Source organism: Sphingomonas sp. SORGH_AS_0950 (assembly GCF_030818415.1).
In the GTDB taxonomy this organism is placed as follows: domain Bacteria; phylum Pseudomonadota; class Alphaproteobacteria; order Sphingomonadales; family Sphingomonadaceae; genus Sphingomonas.
In genome coordinates this window covers 50,205-66,908 of record NZ_JAUTAE010000001.1, presented here as the reverse complement: position 1 = coordinate 66,908, position 16,704 = coordinate 50,205, and the positions used below count along the sequence as shown (strand labels likewise).

General features: G+C 66.6%; 15 protein-coding genes. 3 read left to right on the top strand and 12 right to left on the bottom strand.

Annotated features, from left to right (window positions below):
* Nucleotides 1–45: 45 nt before the first annotated feature.
* The 8 genes from rseP to rpsB form a co-directional block, all read right to left on the bottom strand.
* The gene (gene rseP / locus QE385_RS00265; RefSeq protein ID WP_307097993.1) at nt 46–1,182 is read right to left on the bottom strand and encodes an RIP metalloprotease RseP; all 1,137 of its coding nucleotides are present in this window, start codon (nt 1,180–1,182) and stop codon (nt 46–48) included.
* Nucleotides 1,179–2,336, bottom strand: a complete 1,158-nt coding sequence (dxr, locus tag QE385_RS00260) for a 1-deoxy-D-xylulose-5-phosphate reductoisomerase (protein ID WP_307097992.1) — start codon at nt 2,334–2,336, stop codon at nt 1,179–1,181. Before dxr ends, rseP begins: the two co-directional genes overlap by 4 nt.
* Entirely contained in the window at nt 2,336–3,103 is a 768-nt protein-coding gene (locus tag QE385_RS00255) for a phosphatidate cytidylyltransferase (protein ID WP_307104492.1), read from the bottom strand. Before QE385_RS00255 ends, dxr begins: the two co-directional genes overlap by 1 nt.
* 53 nt (nt 3,104–3,156) lie before the next feature.
* Nucleotides 3,157–3,825, bottom strand: coding sequence for a polyprenyl diphosphate synthase (gene uppS / locus QE385_RS00250; RefSeq protein ID WP_373424703.1), 669 nt, complete (start codon nt 3,823–3,825; stop codon nt 3,157–3,159).
* 89 nt (nt 3,826–3,914) lie between these two features.
* Nucleotides 3,915–4,472: a ribosome recycling factor gene (gene frr / locus QE385_RS00245; protein ID WP_307097991.1), complete on the bottom strand. Its 558-nt coding sequence runs from the start codon at nt 4,470–4,472 to the stop codon at nt 3,915–3,917.
* A 3-nt stretch (nt 4,473–4,475) separates the two neighbouring features.
* The gene (pyrH, locus tag QE385_RS00240) at nt 4,476–5,201 is read right to left on the bottom strand and encodes a UMP kinase (protein ID WP_307097990.1); all 726 of its coding nucleotides are present in this window, start codon (nt 5,199–5,201) and stop codon (nt 4,476–4,478) included.
* A gap of 320 nt (nt 5,202–5,521) precedes the next feature.
* Nucleotides 5,522–6,457: a translation elongation factor Ts gene (gene tsf, locus QE385_RS00235; RefSeq protein ID WP_307097989.1), complete on the bottom strand. Its 936-nt coding sequence runs from the start codon at nt 6,455–6,457 to the stop codon at nt 5,522–5,524.
* A gap of 160 nt (nt 6,458–6,617) precedes the next feature.
* Nucleotides 6,618–7,427, bottom strand: a complete 810-nt coding sequence (gene rpsB / locus QE385_RS00230) for a 30S ribosomal protein S2 (protein ID WP_307097988.1) — start codon at nt 7,425–7,427, stop codon at nt 6,618–6,620.
* Between the two features lie 284 nt (nt 7,428–7,711).
* Here rpsB and QE385_RS00225 point away from each other — a divergent pair, with 284 nt between their 5' ends.
* On the top strand, nt 7,712–8,032 hold the full coding sequence (locus QE385_RS00225) for a hypothetical protein (protein ID WP_307097987.1): 321 nt from the start codon (nt 7,712–7,714) through the stop codon (nt 8,030–8,032).
* Here the strand turns inward: QE385_RS00225 and pssA are convergent.
* Entirely contained in the window at nt 7,971–8,780 is an 810-nt protein-coding gene (pssA, locus tag QE385_RS00220; protein ID WP_307097986.1) for a CDP-diacylglycerol--serine O-phosphatidyltransferase, read from the bottom strand. The two genes, QE385_RS00225 and pssA, sit on opposite strands and share 62 nt — an antisense overlap.
* An 8-nt stretch (nt 8,781–8,788) precedes the next feature.
* A complete protein-coding gene (locus QE385_RS00215; RefSeq protein ID WP_307097985.1) occupies nt 8,789–9,511 on the bottom strand; it encodes a phosphatidylserine decarboxylase in 723 nt (240 codons plus the stop codon).
* A 142-nt stretch (nt 9,512–9,653) separates the two neighbouring features.
* On the opposite strand from QE385_RS00215, the gene QE385_RS00210 reads away from it, so the two are divergent.
* On the top strand, nt 9,654–10,874 hold the full coding sequence (locus QE385_RS00210) for an NADP-dependent isocitrate dehydrogenase (RefSeq protein WP_307097984.1): 1,221 nt from the start codon (nt 9,654–9,656) through the stop codon (nt 10,872–10,874).
* A 651-nt stretch (nt 10,875–11,525) separates the two neighbouring features.
* Here the strand turns inward: QE385_RS00210 and QE385_RS00205 are convergent.
* A complete protein-coding gene (locus QE385_RS00205) occupies nt 11,526–11,969 on the bottom strand; it encodes a cytochrome c family protein (RefSeq protein ID WP_373424702.1) in 444 nt (147 codons plus the stop codon).
* Between the two features lie 118 nt (nt 11,970–12,087).
* On the opposite strand from QE385_RS00205, the gene QE385_RS00200 reads away from it, so the two are divergent.
* Nucleotides 12,088–13,866, top strand: coding sequence for a cation:proton antiporter (locus tag QE385_RS00200; protein ID WP_307097982.1), 1,779 nt, complete (start codon nt 12,088–12,090; stop codon nt 13,864–13,866).
* Between the two features lie 140 nt (nt 13,867–14,006).
* Here the strand turns inward: QE385_RS00200 and QE385_RS00195 are convergent, their stop codons facing one another.
* Nucleotides 14,007–16,679, bottom strand: a complete 2,673-nt coding sequence (locus QE385_RS00195; protein WP_307097981.1) for a valine--tRNA ligase — start codon at nt 16,677–16,679, stop codon at nt 14,007–14,009.
* Nucleotides 16,680–16,704: the final 25 nt, after the last annotated feature.

The window sequence follows — 16,704 nt, the reverse complement described above, 5'->3', positions numbered from 1 at the left end:
AAGTCGAACCGACCCCTGTCGTCCTCGCGCCCTGCCCCATCGGCGTCAGCCGATCAAGCCAGCGATATTTTTCCAAAGCCCCAAATTGCCCAGATCGTTGAACGTCACGAAGAGCATCAGGGCCAGGATCGCCACCAAACCGCCACGGAATGCCCATTCCTGGGCCACCGGCTCCAGGGGGCGACGTCGCACCGCTTCGATCGCATAGAAGAGAAGATGACCGCCATCCAGCATCGGCACTGGCAAGAGGTTGATGAACCCCAGATTGATGGACACCAGCGCCACGAAGAAAACAAAGGCGTCGAGGCCCAGCGCCATCTGCTCGCCCGAGACCTTGGCGATCGACACCGGCCCGCCCAGTTCCTTGACCGAGCGGCGGCCGGAAATCACCTGCCCCAGCGTCTCGACCATCATGCGGACGATTTCGCCGGTGCGCTTTACCGCCACCACCGGCGCGCGGAGAAGACCGACCGGGCGGACATCGACCGTGCCGGTGCCGCGCACGCCCAGGCGGCCGATGCGATAGCGGTTGCCGAAGCGATCGCGCTGCTCGTCGGTGCCGACGGTGACGTCGGTCGTGAACGGCACGCCGCTGCGCGTCGCCTCGATCGTCACCCGCTGTCCGGCGCGGATCTGCACATAGCGCGCGATATCGGCGAAATCGGTGACGGTGCGCCCGTCGATCGCCGTCACCCGGTCGCCGGGGCGCAGCGCCGAAGAGGCGGCGGCGCTTCCCGTCACGACCTCACCCACCACCGGCGGGATCACCGCCTCGCCATAGGCACAGGCAAAGCCCGCCAGGATCAGGATCGCCGCGACGAAATTGATCGCGGGGCCCGCCGCGACGATGATCGCGCGCTGCCACACCGGCTTGGCCTGGAACGTCCGTGCGCGCTCCTCGGGCGGGAGCGAGAGCCAGGCCGCGTCGGGCTGGCTGGCGGGGTTCATGTCGCCGGCGAACTTCACATAGCCGCCCAGCGGCAGCCACCCGATCTTCCACCGCGTACCGCGCCGGTCGGTCAGCCCGAACACCTCGTGCCCGAAGCCGATCGCGAAGGTTTCCGCCTTCACCCCGAACCAGCGCCCGGCGAGGTAATGACCCATCTCGTGCACGAACACGAGCGGACCGATGGCGAGAACAAAGGCCAGGATGGTCAACAACAGGCCGGGGGTTTCGATCAAACGACGCAATCCTCAACGCGCTCGCCCGCCAGCTCCCGCGTCTCCGCATCGATCGCGATCACCGCGTCGAGCGTTTCCGGCGGGGCCGGGTCGTAGCGATGGAGAATATCCTCAACGATTGCGGCAATTTCGAGGAAGCCGATGCGACGGGCGAGAAAAGCCGCAACCGCGACCTCATTGGCCGCATTCAGAATAGCCGGAGCCGCCCCACCCGCCTCCAGCGCGGCACGCGCCAGTCGCAGCGCGGGAAAGCGCACAGGGTCGGGCGCGGCAAAGTCCATCCGGCCCAGCGCGACCAGGTCGAGCGGCGCCATCGGCGTCGGCATCCGGTCCGGCCAGGCCAGGCAATGCGCGATCGGCACCCGCATGTCGGACGGCCCAAGCTGCGCCAGCATCGAGCCGTCGACATAATCGACCGCCGAATGGATCACCGATTGGGGATGCAACACGATCTCGATCCGGTCGGAGGGGACCGGGAACAGCCGGGCCGCCTCGATCAGCTCCAGCCCCTTGTTCATCATCGTCGCCGAATCGACCGAGATCTTCGCGCCCATCGACCAGTTGGGATGCGCCACCGCCTGTTCGGGGGTGACCTGGCGCATGGCGTCGGTGGTCCAGGTGCGGAACGGGCCGCCGCTGGCGGTCAGGACGATCCGGCGCACCCGCTCGGGTCGCGCAAAGTCGAAACATTGGTAGATGGCGTTGTGCTCGCTGTCGGCGGGCAACAGCGTCGCCCCCGCCTTCGCGGCCGCTGCCAACACCACCTCACCCGCCGAGACGAGCGGCTCCTTGTTGGCCAGCACCACCGTGCCGCCCTGGGCGATCGCGGCCATGGCGGGCTCCAGCCCGGCGCACCCGACGATCGCCCCCATCGTCCAGTCCGCGCCGCTCGCCGCCGCCTCGATCACCGCGGCACGTCCGCCCGCCACCCGCGTCCCGGTCCCCGCCAGCGCCGCACGCAGATCGGGCAGGCAGCGTTCGTCGGCGACCACCGCCAGCTCGGCATGGGTCCGCTTCGCCGCCGCCGCCAGCTTGGCGACATCACCATTGGCGGTCAGCGCGCGGACGCGGTAGCGATCGGGCTCGCGCTCGATCAGGTCCAGCGTCGAGGTGCCGACCGAGCCGGTCGCGCCGAGAATCGTCACGCTTCGCATCAGAACAGGTCCGGCAGAAAGATCAGGAGAGCCGCGATCGGGGCCACGGGCACGATGCCGTCGAGCCGGTCCATGACGCCGCCATGGCCGGGCAGGACATTGCCGCTGTCCTTCACCCCCGCCCGCCGCTTCAGCCCGCTTTCGAACAGGTCGCCGATCTGCGCCAGCACCGCCAGCACCGGGGTCGCGATGACGAGGTGAAAAGGCAGGCCATGGTAGGCGCGCATCAGCACCGCCAGCAGGGTCGCCGCCGCCACGCCGCCGATCAGCCCCGACCAGGTCTTGGCCGGGCTGATGCTCGGTGCGAGCTTGGGTCCGCCAAACTGCCGCCCGACGAAGAACGCGCCGCTGTCGCAGGCCCAGACCAGCGCCATCGTCCACAGCGACAGCGCCAGCCCGTCGTCATGCAGACGGATCGCCAGCAGCGAGAAGACCGGCAGCCCGACATAAAAGGCACCGGCCCCGAATGCCGGCCGCCGCGACACGATGGTCAGGAAGAAGAAGGTTGCCGCGATCAGGCCCAGCGCGAAAAAGCCAGGCCCGGCCGCCAGTCCCGGCGCCATGATCGCGAGCGGCACCGACAGCGCGAACTGGGCCAGTCGCTTCTGCTTGGCGTCGACCTTCAACAGGTCGGACCATTCGGCCATCATGAACAGCCCGACGACCACCGCCAGCAGCCAGAAGGCCAGATCGCCCAGCGCCAGGCACAGGCTGGCCACCGCGATCATCACGATGCTGGCCAGCACCCGCTTGGTCAGATTGGACATGGGCTTGGCGGCGGGCTCGACCGGCCTTGCCGCGGGTTCTGAATCGCGATCGATCACAGGCCGCCGAAACGCCTGTGCCGTTGTCCGAAGGCGGCCACCGCATCGGCCAGCGCGGCCTCGTCGAAATCGGGCCAGAGCGTGTCGACGAACATCAACTCGGCATAGGCGGCCTGCCACAACAGGAAGTTGGACAGCCGCTGTTCGCCCGAGGTGCGAATGACCAGGTCGAGCGGCGGCAGGCCGTTCGTCTGCAACTCGCCCTCGATCGCCTCGGGCGTGATGGCGTCGGCGGTCATCTCGCCCGCCGCGACCTTCATCGCCAGCCGCTTCGTCGCCTCGACCAGCTCGGCCTGCGCGCCATAGTTCAGCGCGATGGCCAGGACCGGCCCGCTATTGACCGAGGTCCGGGCAATGGCGTCGTCGATCATCGCGACCAGATCGGGCGCGAAGCGGCGATAGTCGCCGATCACGCGCAGCCGGACATTGTCCGACACCAGCTCCGCCAGATCCTTGCGCAGGAAGATGCGGAGCAGCCCCATCAGGTCGCTGATCTCGGTTTCGGGCCGCCGCCAGTTTTCCGAGGAAAAGGCGTAGAGCGTCAGCGCCTCGATCCCCATTGCCCGCGCCGCGCGCGCGATGCGACGCACGGCATCCACCCCAGCCTTGTGACCGGCGAAGCGGGGCAGCAGACGGCGTTTGGCCCAGCGGCCATTGCCGTCCATGATGATCGCGACGTGACGCGGGACCGCACCCGTATCGGGCACGGCCACCAGCGACCCCAGAGCCGTCTGGGCCGAGGCGGCCGGAGGACTCACTTGCCCAGGATTTCCTTTTCCTTGGCCGCCGCCGCCGCATCCAGCTCGGCGACGGTGGCGTCGGTCAGCTTCTGGACCTCGGTCTCGTGACGCTTGCGCTCGTCCTCGCCGAAGACGCCCTTCTTCTCGTCGGTCTTCAGGCTGTCCATGCCGTCGCGACGCACGTTGCGCACCGCGATGCGCGCGCCCTCGGCATATTTGTTCGCCAGCTTGGCGAGCTCCTTGCGGCGCTCCTCGGTCAGGTCGGGGATCGGCAGGCGCAGCGTCTGGCCGTCGTTGATCGGATTCAGGCCCAGACCGGCAGAACGGATCGCCTTTTCCACCGACGACACGTTCGACTTGTCCCACACCTGCACCGACAGCATGCGCGGCTCGGGTGCCGAGACGGTCGCGACCTGGTTCAGCGGCATATGGCTGCCATAGACCTCGACCGTCACCGGATCGAGCAAGGCGGTCGACGCACGGCCGGTGCGCAGACCGTTCAGGTCGTGCTTCAGCGATTCGACCGCGCCCTGCATACGGCGCTCGAGATCGGACTTGTCATAGGCTGGCATGGGTTAAGCTCCTGCGTTCTGAACGACCGTCGACACACCCTGACCGGCGAGCACGGCACCGAAATTGCCATGTTCGCGGATGTTGAAGACGACGATCGGGATATTGTTGTCGCGGCACAGCGCGATGGCCGAGGCGTCCATGACCTTCAGGTCGTCGGACAGGACCTTGGAATAGCTGACGGTTTCGTAACGGGTGGCGGTCGGCACCTTCTTGGGATCGGCGTCATAGACACCGTCGACGCTGGTGCCCTTGAACAGCGCGTCGCACTTCATCTCGGCGGCGCGCAGCGCGGCACCGCTGTCGGTGGTGAAGAAGGGCGATCCGACGCCCGCCGCGAAGATCACCACCCGGCCCTTTTCCAGATGCCGCTCGGCGCGACGACGGATGAAGGGTTCGCAGACGCTGGCCATCGGAATCGCCGACTGGACGCGCGTGTCGACGCCGATCTGCTCCAGCGCGTTCTGCACCGCCAGCGCATTCATGACGGTCGCCAGCATGCCCATATAGTCCGCGGTCGCGCGTTCGAACCCCTTGGCCGCCGCCGACAGGCCGCGGAAGATATTGCCGCCACCGACCACGATGCACAGTTCATAACCCTGCGCCCGGACATCGGCGATCTCCTGCGCCACGCGCGCGGTGATCTCGGGGGAGATGGACAGCCCCCCCTCGCCCATCAGCACCTCGCCCGAGAGTTTCAATAGGATACGTTTGAAGCGCGGGCTGGTCATCGTTTCTCGGATCTTGATGGTGAAAGTGCCGCGGACCTTAGGCGGCGGGCGGGCGGCGGGCAACCGTGGAGCGGCGGATCGCGGGGATTTTCGTGGGCCTGTCGTGTCTCACAAAAGCGACTCGGCATTCGCCCCCCGCCCCGTTCAGGCTGTGCGACGTCGAAGCCCATGGGACTTCGCCGACCCCGCGCCCTTCGATTTCGCCCAGGGCGAACGAAGCTCGGGAGCGATCGTCTTCCCTCAAACGCAAAGGGAGCGACCACCTCGCGGCGACCGCTCCCCTTTGCCGTCACCGTCCCATCGAGGGACGGCACGGATCGTTACGCCTTCTGCGGAACGCCCGAGGCCGCGGCGACTTCGGCGGCGAAGTCCGACGCTTCCTTCTCGATGCCCTCGCCCAGCTGGAAGCGGACATAGTCCACCAGCTTGATCTCGGCACCGGCGTCCTTGGCGGCCTTGGCCACCACGTCGCTGATCTTGGTCTTGCCGTCCATCACGAACAGCTGGCTGACCAGCGCGTGCTCCTTGCGGTACTTGGCGATGCCGCCCTCGACCATCTTGGCGATGATGTCGGCGGGCTTGCCCGATTCGGCGGCCTTTTCGGTCGCGATCGCGCGCTCACGCTCGATCTCGGCCTCGTCCAGGTCTTCCTCGTTCAGCGCCTTGGGGAAGGCGGCCGCGACGTGCATGGCCAGGTCCTTGCCCAGCTTCTGCAGGACCTCGTCCGACGCGTCCGATTCGAGCGCGACGAGCACGCCGATCTTGCCCAGGCCCGGCGCCTGCTGGTTGTGGACATAGGACACGACCGCGCCCTTCGACACTTCGAGGCGCTTGGCGCGACGCAGCGACTGGTTCTCACCGATGGTCGCGACGTTGTTGGTCAGCACTTCGGCGACGGTGCCGCCCTGCGGCATCGCTTCGTTCTTCAGCGCCTCGACATCGTCGGTCGACTTCAGCGCGATCGCGGTGACGTCCTTCACGAACGACTGGAACTGGTCGTTCTTGGCGACGAAGTCGGTTTCCGAGTTCACTTCGACGGCCGCGCCGACGGTGCCGCTGGTGGCGACGCCGACCAGCCCCTCGGCTGCGGTACGGCTCGACTTCTTCTGCGCGGCCGCCAGGCCCTTCGTGCGCAGCCAGTCCAGCGCGGCGTCCATGTCGCCATTCGCCTCGGCCAGCGCCTTCTTGCAGTCCATCATGCCCGCGCCGCTCTTTTCACGCAGGTCCTTGACCATCGCTGCGGTGATATCGGCCATTGTCTGATTTCCTCTGTCTGAAAAGGGGGATGCGGGTAGGGCCGCCCCATCGGAGGCGGCCCTTAGCACGGCTTGCATGTCAAGCCGATGTCATCGACCGACGGGTTGCCCCATCCGGTCGATGATCGCCCCGCCCGCACCGCGGGGCTTTCTCACGCGATTACGCGTCGATCTGGCGCTCGGCCTCGACCGCCTGCTCGGCGACGTCCGCCGGGGCGACGGTCAGCGCTTCCTCGACGGGCGGCTCCGCCATCGCGCCGAAGTCCGCACCGCCACGGCGCTGCTGCTCGTGACCGCCACGGGTCGCGGCGATGGCAACGGCTTCGCAGTACAGACGGATCGCGCGGCTGGCGTCGTCATTCGCGGGAACCGGGAACGCGATGCCGTCGGGCGAGACGTTCGAATCGAGGATCGCGACGACGGGGATGCCCAGCGTGTTGGCTTCCTTGATCGCCAGCTCTTCCTTGTTGGCGTCGATCACGAACATCACGTCCGGGATGCCGCCCATGTCGCGGATGCCGCCCAGCGACAGCTCGAGCTTGTCGCGCTCGCGGGTCAGGTTCAGCACTTCCTTCTTGGTCAGGCCGTGCGTGTCGCCCGACAGCTGCTCCTCGAGGGTCTTAAGGCGCTTGATCGAGTTCGAGATCGTCTTCCAGTTGGTGAGCATGCCGCCCAGCCAGCGATGGTTGACGAAGTGCTGGCCCGCGCGGCGAGCGGCCTCGGCGACCGGCTCCTGCGCCTGGCGCTTGGTGCCGACGAACAGGACCTTGCCACCGCCCGCGACGGTCGAGCTGATGAACTCCAGAGCGCGCGCGAAGAGCGGCACGGTCTGCGACAGGTCGAGGATGTGGACGCCGTTGCGGTCGCCAAAGATGTAGGGCTTCATCTTCGGGTTCCAGCGGTGGGTCTGGTGGCCGAAGTGCGCGCCGGTCTCGACCAGCTGCTGCATGGTGACGACGGGTGCCGCCATAGTGATATTCCTTCCGGTTGGTCCTCTGGGAAGCGGATGACGCGGCGGGCAAAGCCCATGCGCACCGAAATATGATGCTTCCCATGCGGTGTTGAGGTGCGCGCCCTTAGACGATGGTCGACCGCTTGGCAAGCCACCCTTTGCGTTCACTTTTGTTCCGCCGCCGATTGACTCTGGAACATCGATGGAACATAAGATGACCACAACAGGGAAACGGGACGGATCGCCTTATCACGGATTCGCAACATCGGGGATTTGGCACGGCTCGCCCTGATGTTGCCGCGATGGCGACGGAACCGGACGAAAAAATCAACGGTTACGGTTCGGTTAATGGCCGCACCGTATGGGAACGGCAGGAGGCAGGCATCATGATTATCGTGGTGAGTGTTCTGGTTTTCATGGGCGCGCTGGTCGCCTCGCTCGGCACCATCGTCATGATGGTCGCCCCCCAATGGCGGCGTATTCTCCATCTGGCGACCGGACATGCCGAGCCGGCCTTCACGCCGCTCGCCACGCTGGTGGTGGCCGAGCGGCGGATCGCGGTCAGGCGCTGGGCGGCGAACTCGCCTGCCCCTTCGCTGGTGCGCCGCCGCGCGGCCGCTTGATGCGGGCATAGGCGAGCATGGTGAAGGGGATGCTCGCCAGATAGGCAAGGCATATCGCCGTCAGGGCATGCCAGGGCGCGGAGATCAGCGCCACGCCGACCAGGACGATGATGGCCAGTGCCTCGAACCTGATATGACGCCGCAACCGGAACGAGGTCCATGACAGAGTGGCGATGCTGGACACCATCAGCAGCGCGACAAAGGCCACCCATGGCGCGACGAGCAATGGCGAGGCGAAGATCGGCTCGCCGGTCCAGAACCAGAGATAGAGAGGCAGCATCGCCAGCCCCGCTCCGGCGGGTGCGGGAACGCCGGTGAAGAAACCCGCCGTCTTGCGCGGCTGGTCGATCACGTCGAGCTGGGAATTGAACCGCGCCAGGCGAAGCGCGCAGAAGACCGCCTGGAGCAGCGCGCAGATCCAGCCGATGCGAGGCAGGTTTTGCAGCGACCAGAGATAGAGGATGAGCGCAGGCGCGACGCCGAACGAAATCGCGTCCGAGAGCGAGTCCAGCTCGGCGCCGAACCGGCTCTCCCCGCGCAGCAGCCGCGCAATTCGACCGTCCAAGCCATCGAGCGCCGCCGCCACCATGATCATCGTGACCGCCGCTTCCCACGATCCCGCAATGGCGAACTTCACGCCGGTCAGGCCGGAGCAGAGCGCCAGCGCGGTGACGGCATTGGGCGCGATGGCCCGGAGCGGCAGGCCGCGCGGCGGGCCTCGACGGGCGAAGCGGGGGGAGATGGCCATCGGATCGGTTATTGCGCGATGCCGCTCATCGGCTTGCCGCCGACACGCCCCAGCACCGTCTCGCCCGCGACCGACCGCTGGCCCAGGCAAACCTGCGGCGTGACGTCGTCGGGCAGATACACGTCGACCCGGCTGCCGAACCGGATCAGGCCGACCCGCTGTCCGGCGGCGACCATGTCTCCGGGCTTCACGAAGCCGACGATGCGACGCGCGACGAGGCCGGCGATCTGGGTGAAGCCGATCTTGCGACCGTCCCGCCCCTCGACCACGAAATGCTGGCGCTCATTCTCGTCCGACGCCTTGTCGAGGTCGGCGTTGAGGAACTTGCCCGAGATATAGACGACCTGGCGGATAACGCCCGCGATCGGCGTGCGGTTGATGTGCACGTCGAACACCGACATGAAGATCGACACGCGGACCAGCGGCGCCTCGCCCAGTTCGCCGACCAGCTCGCGCGGGATCGCGACGCGCTGGATCATGGTGACCAAGCCATCGGCGGGCGCGACGATCAGGTCGTCGCCCTGCGGCGTGGTCCGGACGGGATCGCGGAAGAACGCGGCGATCCAGATGCACAGGCCGACGAACGGCCAGAACAGCACCTTGGTGATCAGCGTGGCGAGCAGGGTCAGGCCCGCCCCGATCAGCACATATTTGCGCCCTTCGGGATGGACGGCGGGAAAACGCCACTTGACCGTGGTGGTGGCGATGGGAGGCTTTTCAAGCGAAGGCATCGGGCCTGTCTACCTGTCCACCGGCCATCGCACAATCTTTTCGGTTCGCCCCGGCCCCTTCGCGGATCGCGCAGGGTGGTTGATCCGCCGCGCCCCCTCCCCTAGACGCGTTGCCAAACCTGCCAAATCTAAGGATGCGCATATGGCGAAGATCAAGGTGAACACGCCCGTCGTGGAGATCGACGGCGACGAAATGACCCGGATCATCTGGGAGTGGATTCGCGAACGCCTGATCAAGCCGTATCTCGACATCGAACTGGCCTATTACGACCTGTCGGTGCAGAATCGCGACGCGACCAGCGACCAGGTGACGATCGACAGCGCCCATGCGACCCAGAAGTACGGCGTCGCGATCAAGTGCGCGACCATCACCCCCGACGAGCAGCGCGTCGAGGAATTCGGCCTGAAGAAGATGTGGAAGTCGCCCAACGGCACGATCCGCAACATCCTGGGCGGCGTGGTCTTCCGCGAGCCGATCGTCATCAAGAACGTTCCCCGCCTGATCCCCGGCTGGACCCACCCGATCGTCGTCGGCCGTCACGCTTTCGGCGACCAGTATAAGGCGACCGACTTCAAGGTGCCCGGCAAGGGCAAGCTGACCATGAAGTGGGAAGGCGAGAATGGCGAGACGATCGAGGAGGAGGTGTTCAACTTCCCCAGCTCGGGCGTCGCCATGGGCATGTACAATCTGGACGAATCGATCCGCGACTTCGCGCGCGCCTCGATGAACTATGGCCTGGGTCGCGGCTGGCCGGTCTATCTGTCGACTAAGAACACCATCCTGAAGGCCTATGACGGCCGCTTCAAGGACATCTTCCAGGAGGTGTACGAGACCGAGTTCGCCGACCAGTTCAAGGCGGCGGGCATCGAATATCAGCACCGCCTGATTGACGACATGGTCGCCTCGGCGCTGAAGTGGCACGGCGAGTTCGTCTGGGCCTGCAAGAACTATGACGGCGACGTGCAGTCGGACCAGGTGGCGCAGGGCTTCGGCTCGCTGGGCCTGATGACCTCGGTGCTGATGACCCCGGACGGCAAGACGATCGAGGCGGAAGCGGCGCACGGCACCGTGACCCGTCACTATCGCCAGCACCAGCAGGGCAAGGCGACCTCGACCAACCCGATTGCGTCGATCTTCGCCTGGACCGGCGGCCTGAAGTATCGCGGCAAGTTCGACAACACCCCCGACGTCGTCCGCTTCGCCGAGACGCTGGAAAAGGTCTGCATCAAGACCGTCGAGAACGGCCAGATGACCAAGGACCTCGCCATCCTGATCGGCCCGGACCAGCCCTGGATGACCACCGAGCAGTTCTTCGAGGCGATCCGCGTCAACCTCGAAACCGAAATGGGCAACTGGCAGTAATCCTGCCGGCTGTTGCGTAGAAGGGGCTCGGAGGCATTGTCTCCGGGCCCTTTTTCGTTCCGCCCCAGCCGCGTGAAGTCGAAGGCCGAAGAGATAATCCTGTCTCGCGCAGAGGCGCGGAGGACGCAGAGAGGAAGCCCCCCCTACGAACCTCCTACCACCCGGACGCAGGCCGGAGTGGAGGGCGAGAGCAAAATCTTCTCTGCGCCCTCCGCGCCTCTGCGCGAACAACGTCACAGGTCTTCGCCCCGAATTCTATTCCGCGTGGCCAGCCAGAGGCTCAGGCTCAACAATGGGGATATAACCGAATACCCCCTTGACCGAACCTCCGTTCACGCCGAGCGAAGTCGAAGCGCACTTCCAGCCCTCGCTGCCTAGGGCCGATCGACATTCACGATTGCGTCTTCTTCCCTCTCCCCTGGACAGGGGAGAGGGTTAGCGGAGCTTGCCAGCCTGCTGGCTAGCGCAGCTTGGGTGAGGGTTTGAGCGAGCCCAGAGGCTCGCGCGCTCGCAAAGCGAGCGCCCACCCCTCACCCAGCTCCGACTAGGCCTTTGCTCTCGCAAAGACCAAGTCTGCGCAACCCTCTCCCCTCTGCGAGGGGCGAGGGAAGGAAGAGCATCGCCGAATGGCGATAGACCCTAGATCGGCCGTTACTCCCGCCCTTCCCGCTCCAGATAGGCAATCACATCCGCCCGCGCGAGCGGATCGGGCAGGCCCGCAAAGGTCATTCTGGTCCCCGGCGCGAAGCGTTGCGGCGAGGTGAGCCAGCGATCCATCGTCGCCCGGTCCCAGCGGCCGCCGACCCGCATCAGCGCCGCAGTATAGCCGAAGCGTTCGCTGCCGCCCGCCACCGGCTTGCCCATGATCCCGTGGAGATTGGGCCCGCCGCGATCGAGTTCGCCCTTGCCGATCGTGTGGCAGGCCAGGCACTGGCCGAACGTCTTCGCCCCCGCATCGGCATTGGCCACCCGCATCAGCGCATCGAGCGACGGGTTCGGACCCGCCGCTTTCAGCCGCGCCTCGCGGTCGCCATCCCCGCATCCCGTCAGGGCAAGCATCGACAAAAGAGGCAGGAAAGCGAAACGAAAGGCCATGGTCATCGCCGCCCCCTAGCCTCGGGAGACGCCCGCCGTCAGTGGACCGATCGTCCCATCACCGTTTCGCCCGATTAACGACCTGACAAGCGCGATCAACCCGGGTTAGGTTGCCGTCATGGCATTACGGCTCGACAATCAGGGTTTCTCCGACGCGCTCGTCATCCTCGGGTCGGCGGGGATCGTCATCCCGGCCTTCGCCCGTTTCCGGGTCAGCCCGGTCATCGGCTTCATCCTGGTCGGCCTGCTGGTCGGCCCCGCCGGGTTGGGATCGCTCGTGCCCCAAGCACCGTGGCTCTATTATCTGACCATCTCCAACCCGGAATCGATCGAGCCCTTTGCCGAGTTCGGTATCATATTATTGCTGTTTTCCATTGGGTTGGAACTATCTTTTCGCAGGCTTTGGGCAATGCGACGGCTGGTCTTCGGAACCGGCGTGGCCGAGTTGCTCGGATCGGCGGTGCTGATCGGAACGGCGTTGAACCTGCTGGGACAGGGCTGGGCCGGGGCGATCGGGCTGGGGCTGGCGCTGACTCTTTCCTCGACCGCCTTGGTGTTGCCGCTGGTTGGCACGACCAGCCCGGTCGGTCGCGGGGCGTTCGCGATGCTGTTGTTCGAGGATCTGGCGCTCGTGCCGATCATCTTCGCACTGGGCGCCATGGCACCGACCGCAAGCGACGAGGGATGGGTCGGGATTGCAGGTGTGGCGCTGCGCGGCGGGCTGACCGTGGTGGCGATGTATCTGGGCGGGAAATTCGTGCTGCCGCGCCTGTTTGCCCAGGCCGCACGGACCAAGAGCCCTGAGCTGTTCCTGGCCGCCTCGCTGCTCGTCGTCATCGTCGCGAGCGTCGCGACGACCGCCGCCGGACTGTCGCCGATCGTCGGCGCGCTGCTTGCCGGGCTGCTGATCGCCGAGACCGAATATCATTCGGAGGTCGAGGTGATGACGGCCCCCTTCAAGGGGCTGGCGCTGGGCGTGTTCCTGATTACCGTCGGCATGAGCCTGGACCTGCGGCTGATCGCGCGGAACTGGGATACGCTGCTGCTCGCGGTGATCGGGGTCGTCGCGGTCAAGGCGATTGTCACCTATCTGCTTCTCCGCGTCGCCCATGCGCGACGCGGGGTCGCGGCGGAGACCGGGCTGCTGATGGGCAGTCCGTCCGAAACCACGCTGATCGTGTTGGGCACCGCGGCACAGGCACAGTTGATCCTGCCCTCGACCGCCGCCTTCTGGCAGACCGTGACCGCGATCGGGCTGACCATCACGCCGCTGCTCGCCAAGGCGGGTCGCGTCATCTCCCGCCGGATCGAGGCCCGCAGCACCGATGGCCCCGCCCCGCCCGAACTGGAGCATGATGGCGGCCGGACCGTCATCATCGGCTTTGGCCGCGTCGGCAAGATGATCGCCGATATGCTGACCGTGCATGGCCAATCCTATGTCGCGGTCGAGGCCGATATCGATTCGGTCAGCGACGCCCGGCGTGCAGGCTATCCGGTGCTGTTCGGCGACGTCGCACGGGCGGAGCTGGTCGACCGGCTCAACCTGCCCGCCGCCCGCGCGCTGATCCTGACGATGGACGACCCCGTGCTAACGGTGCGGCTGGCACGGCGCATCCGCAAGGCGACGCCCGACCTGCCGATCATCGCCCGTGCGCGCGACATGGCGCACGCCACCGAACTCTACCGCGCGGGCGTCAGCGAGGCGGTGCCCGAAACGCTGGAAAGCTCGCTGCAATTGTCGGAGGCGGTGCTGGTCGACCTGGGCGTCGCGATGGGGCCGGTGATCGCATCGATCCATGAGAAGCGCGACGAACTGCGCCAGGTCATCCGGCGCGAGGCACAGCTGCAACGCGAACCGCGCATCCGGCGGCTGCGGCGGCTGGGGGAACAGGGGTAGGAGCCGATCCTCCCCAGGTCATGCCTGGGGAGGGAGACCGTCGCGGCGGCGCAGGGGCGAGACGGAGGCGCCTTGCCCCTCCACCACGCCCTGCGGGCGCGGTCCCCCTCCCCATGCTGCGCATGGGGAGGATCTTTCGGTCAGCCCAGGCGGCCTAGCGCGGCGTGCAACCGGGCGGCCTCGGCCATCTTGTCGGTATGGTCGGCGCGGGCCTTTTCGACCGCTTCGGGCTTGGCGCGTTCGACGAAGCTGGCATTGCTCAGCCGACTGCCCAGCGCGTCGCGTTCCTTTTCGACCGCCGCGATCGCCTTGGTCAGGCGCTGGCGTTCGGCGGCGAGATCGATCACGCCTTCCAGCGGCAGGACGAAGGTCGCCTCGTCCACCACCACCTGCGCCGCACCGCCCGACACTTCGCCATCGGCCGCGTCGACGCGCGCCAACCGCGCCAGCGCCGAGGCCTGGCGGACCAGCCGCGCCGTCGTCGCCTCATTCGCATCGCGGACATGCATCGGCAGACGCGCGCCCGGCGGCACGTTCAGTTCGGTCCGCGCGGCGCGGATCTCGCTGACCAGACGGATCAGCCAGTCGATCTCGCGCTCCGCCTCGGGGTCGAGCGCGCGGGCATCGGCCATCGGCCAATGCGCCACGATCAGGTCGTGATCGCGCGCGCCCATGGCGTGCCACAATTCCTCGGTAATGAACGGCATGAAGGGGTGGAGCAGGACCAGGATCTGGTCGAGCACCCAGCCCGCGACCGCGCGGGTTTCCTCGCCACCCGCTTCGCCGCCCTGGAGCACCGGCTTGATGAGTTCGAGATACCAGTCGCAGAAACGGCTCCACACGAACTGGTAGATCGCGTTCGCCGCGCCGTCGAAACGGTAATCGGCCAGTGCGAGGTCGACCGCCTGCACGGTCTTCACCGTCTCGGCGATGATCCACTTGTTGACCGCCAGCGTGGCGTTCGGCGCCTCCAGCGTCGCCGACGCACCGATGCCATTGGCCTGGGCGAAGCGCGCCGCATTCCACAGCTTGGTCGCGAAGTTGCGATAGCCTTCGACGCGGCGTTCATCCATCTTGATGTCGCGGCCCTGGCTCTCCATCGCCGCCATGAAGAAGCGCAGCGCGTCGGCACCGTACTGGTCGATCAGGCCCAGCGGATCGACCGTGTTGCCCTTCGACTTCGACATTTTCGAGCCGTCGGCGGCGCGAACAAGACCGTGAAGATACAAGGTCTTGAAGGGCACATCTTCCATGAAGTGCAGGCCCTGCATCATCATCCGCGCGTCCCAGAAGAACAGGATGTCAAAGCCGGAAATCAGGACGTCGTTCGGGTAACGCCCCGCCAGCGTCTTGTCGCCATTATCGGGCCAGCCGAGCGTCGCGAAGGGCCAGAGCGCCGAAGAGAACCAAGTGTCGAGCACGTCCGGGTCGCGGGTCAGGGTGACGCCCTCCCCCGCTTCCGCTTGCGCCTCTTCCTCGCTCTCGGCGACGAACACGCGGCCGTCCTCGGCGAACCAGGCCGGGATCTGGTGGCCCCACCAGAGCTGGCGGCTGACGCACCAGGGCTGGATATTCTCCATCCAGTTGAAGAAGGTCTTCTCCCACGCCTGCGGCACGATCTTGATATCGCCGCCGCGCACCGCCTGGATCGCGGGCTGGGCCAGCGTCTTGGCATCGACATACCATTGGTCGGTCAGCCACGGCTCGATCACGACGCCGGAGCGGTCGCCGAACGGGGTCTGGATCGTGCGCGGCTCGGCGTCATGCTCCTCGCCGTCCTTGTCGATATGCGGGATCAGGACGCCCTCGTCCTTCAGCCGCGCGACGACGGCCTTGCGCGCCTCGGCGGTCGACAGGCCCAGGAACGCGTCGGGGATCAGGCCGTCCGCCGTCTGGACGATGCACGCCTTGGCATCGAGCATGTTGAGCATGTCACGCGCTTCGATACCGGCGCGGCGGCCGACCTCGAAATCGTTGAAGTCATGGCCCGGCGTGATCTTGACCGCGCCCGATCCCAGTTCGGGGTCGGCATGTTCGTCGGCGACGATCGGGATCAGGCGACCGGTGATCGGCAGGCGGACCTGCTTGCCGATCAGCGCGGTGTAGCGCGCATCGTCCGGGTGCACCGCGACCGCCATATCGGCAAGCATCGTCTCTGGCCGGGTCGTCGCGACCTCGATAAAGCCCGAACCGTCGGCGAGCGGATAGCGCAGGCGCCAGAAGCTGCCCTTCACTTCGCGCGTCTCGACCTCCAGGTCGCTGATCGCGGTGCCGAGCCCGGCGTCCCAGTTGACCAGTCGCTTGTCGCGGTAGAGCAGGCCCTGACGGTACAGATCGACAAAGACCTTCAGCACCGCCTTGCTGAAGCCCTCGTCCATGGTGAAGCGCTCATTGGCCCAGTCCATCGAGCAGCCCAGGCGGCGCAGCTGGCCGGTGATCTGGCCTCCGCTCTCCGCCTTCCACGTCCAGACCTTTTCGAGGAACTGGTCGCGGGTGAAGTCGGTGCGCTTCTGCCCCTTCGCGTTCATCTGGCGCTCGACGACCATCTGGGTCGCGATGCCCGCATGGTCGGTGCCGACCACCCACAGCGCGTCCTTGCCCTTCAGCCGGGCATGGCGGACGAGGATGTCCTGCAACGTGTTGTCGAGCGCATGGCCGATATGCAGGTTGCCGGTGACGTTGGGCGGCGGGTTGACGATCGTCCATGGCTCGGCATTCGGGCGGTCGGGGCGGAACAGGCCCTTTTCCTCCCAATGGCCATACCAGCGGGCTTCGATTGCGGCGGGGTCGAACGTCTTGGGCAGCTCAGTCATGACGCTGCCTTAATCAGCCTGAGGC

What these genes read in the sequence shown, in the direction of transcription:
- uppS (WP_373424703.1), bottom strand. Translation starts at nt 3,825, where the DNA reads ATGGACGGCAATGGCCGCTGGGCCAAACGCCGTCTGCTGCCCCGCTTC.
- QE385_RS00205 (WP_373424702.1), bottom strand. Translation starts at nt 11,969, where the DNA reads ATGGCCTTTCGTTTCGCTTTCCTGCCTCTTTTGTCGATGCTTGCCCTG.
- rpsB (WP_307097988.1), bottom strand. Translation starts at nt 7,427, where the DNA reads ATGGCGGCACCCGTCGTCACCATGCAGCAGCTGGTCGAGACCGGCGCG.
- QE385_RS00195 (WP_307097981.1), bottom strand. Translation starts at nt 16,679, where the DNA reads ATGACTGAGCTGCCCAAGACGTTCGACCCCGCCGCAATCGAAGCCCGC.
- QE385_RS00215 (WP_307097985.1), bottom strand. Translation starts at nt 9,511, where the DNA reads ATGCCTTCGCTTGAAAAGCCTCCCATCGCCACCACCACGGTCAAGTGG.
- tsf (WP_307097989.1), bottom strand. Translation starts at nt 6,457, where the DNA reads ATGGCCGATATCACCGCAGCGATGGTCAAGGACCTGCGTGAAAAGAGC.
- dxr (WP_307097992.1), bottom strand. Translation starts at nt 2,336, where the DNA reads ATGCGAAGCGTGACGATTCTCGGCGCGACCGGCTCGGTCGGCACCTCG.
- frr (WP_307097991.1), bottom strand. Translation starts at nt 4,472, where the DNA reads ATGCCAGCCTATGACAAGTCCGATCTCGAGCGCCGTATGCAGGGCGCG.
- QE385_RS00225 (WP_307097987.1), top strand. Translation starts at nt 7,712, where the DNA reads ATGGCGACGGAACCGGACGAAAAAATCAACGGTTACGGTTCGGTTAAT.
- QE385_RS00200 (WP_307097982.1), top strand. Translation starts at nt 12,088, where the DNA reads ATGGCATTACGGCTCGACAATCAGGGTTTCTCCGACGCGCTCGTCATC.
- QE385_RS00210 (WP_307097984.1), top strand. Translation starts at nt 9,654, where the DNA reads ATGGCGAAGATCAAGGTGAACACGCCCGTCGTGGAGATCGACGGCGAC.
- pyrH (WP_307097990.1), bottom strand. Translation starts at nt 5,201, where the DNA reads ATGACCAGCCCGCGCTTCAAACGTATCCTATTGAAACTCTCGGGCGAG.
- QE385_RS00255 (WP_307104492.1), bottom strand. Translation starts at nt 3,103, where the DNA reads ATGTCCAATCTGACCAAGCGGGTGCTGGCCAGCATCGTGATGATCGCG.
- pssA (WP_307097986.1), bottom strand. Translation starts at nt 8,780, where the DNA reads ATGGCCATCTCCCCCCGCTTCGCCCGTCGAGGCCCGCCGCGCGGCCTG.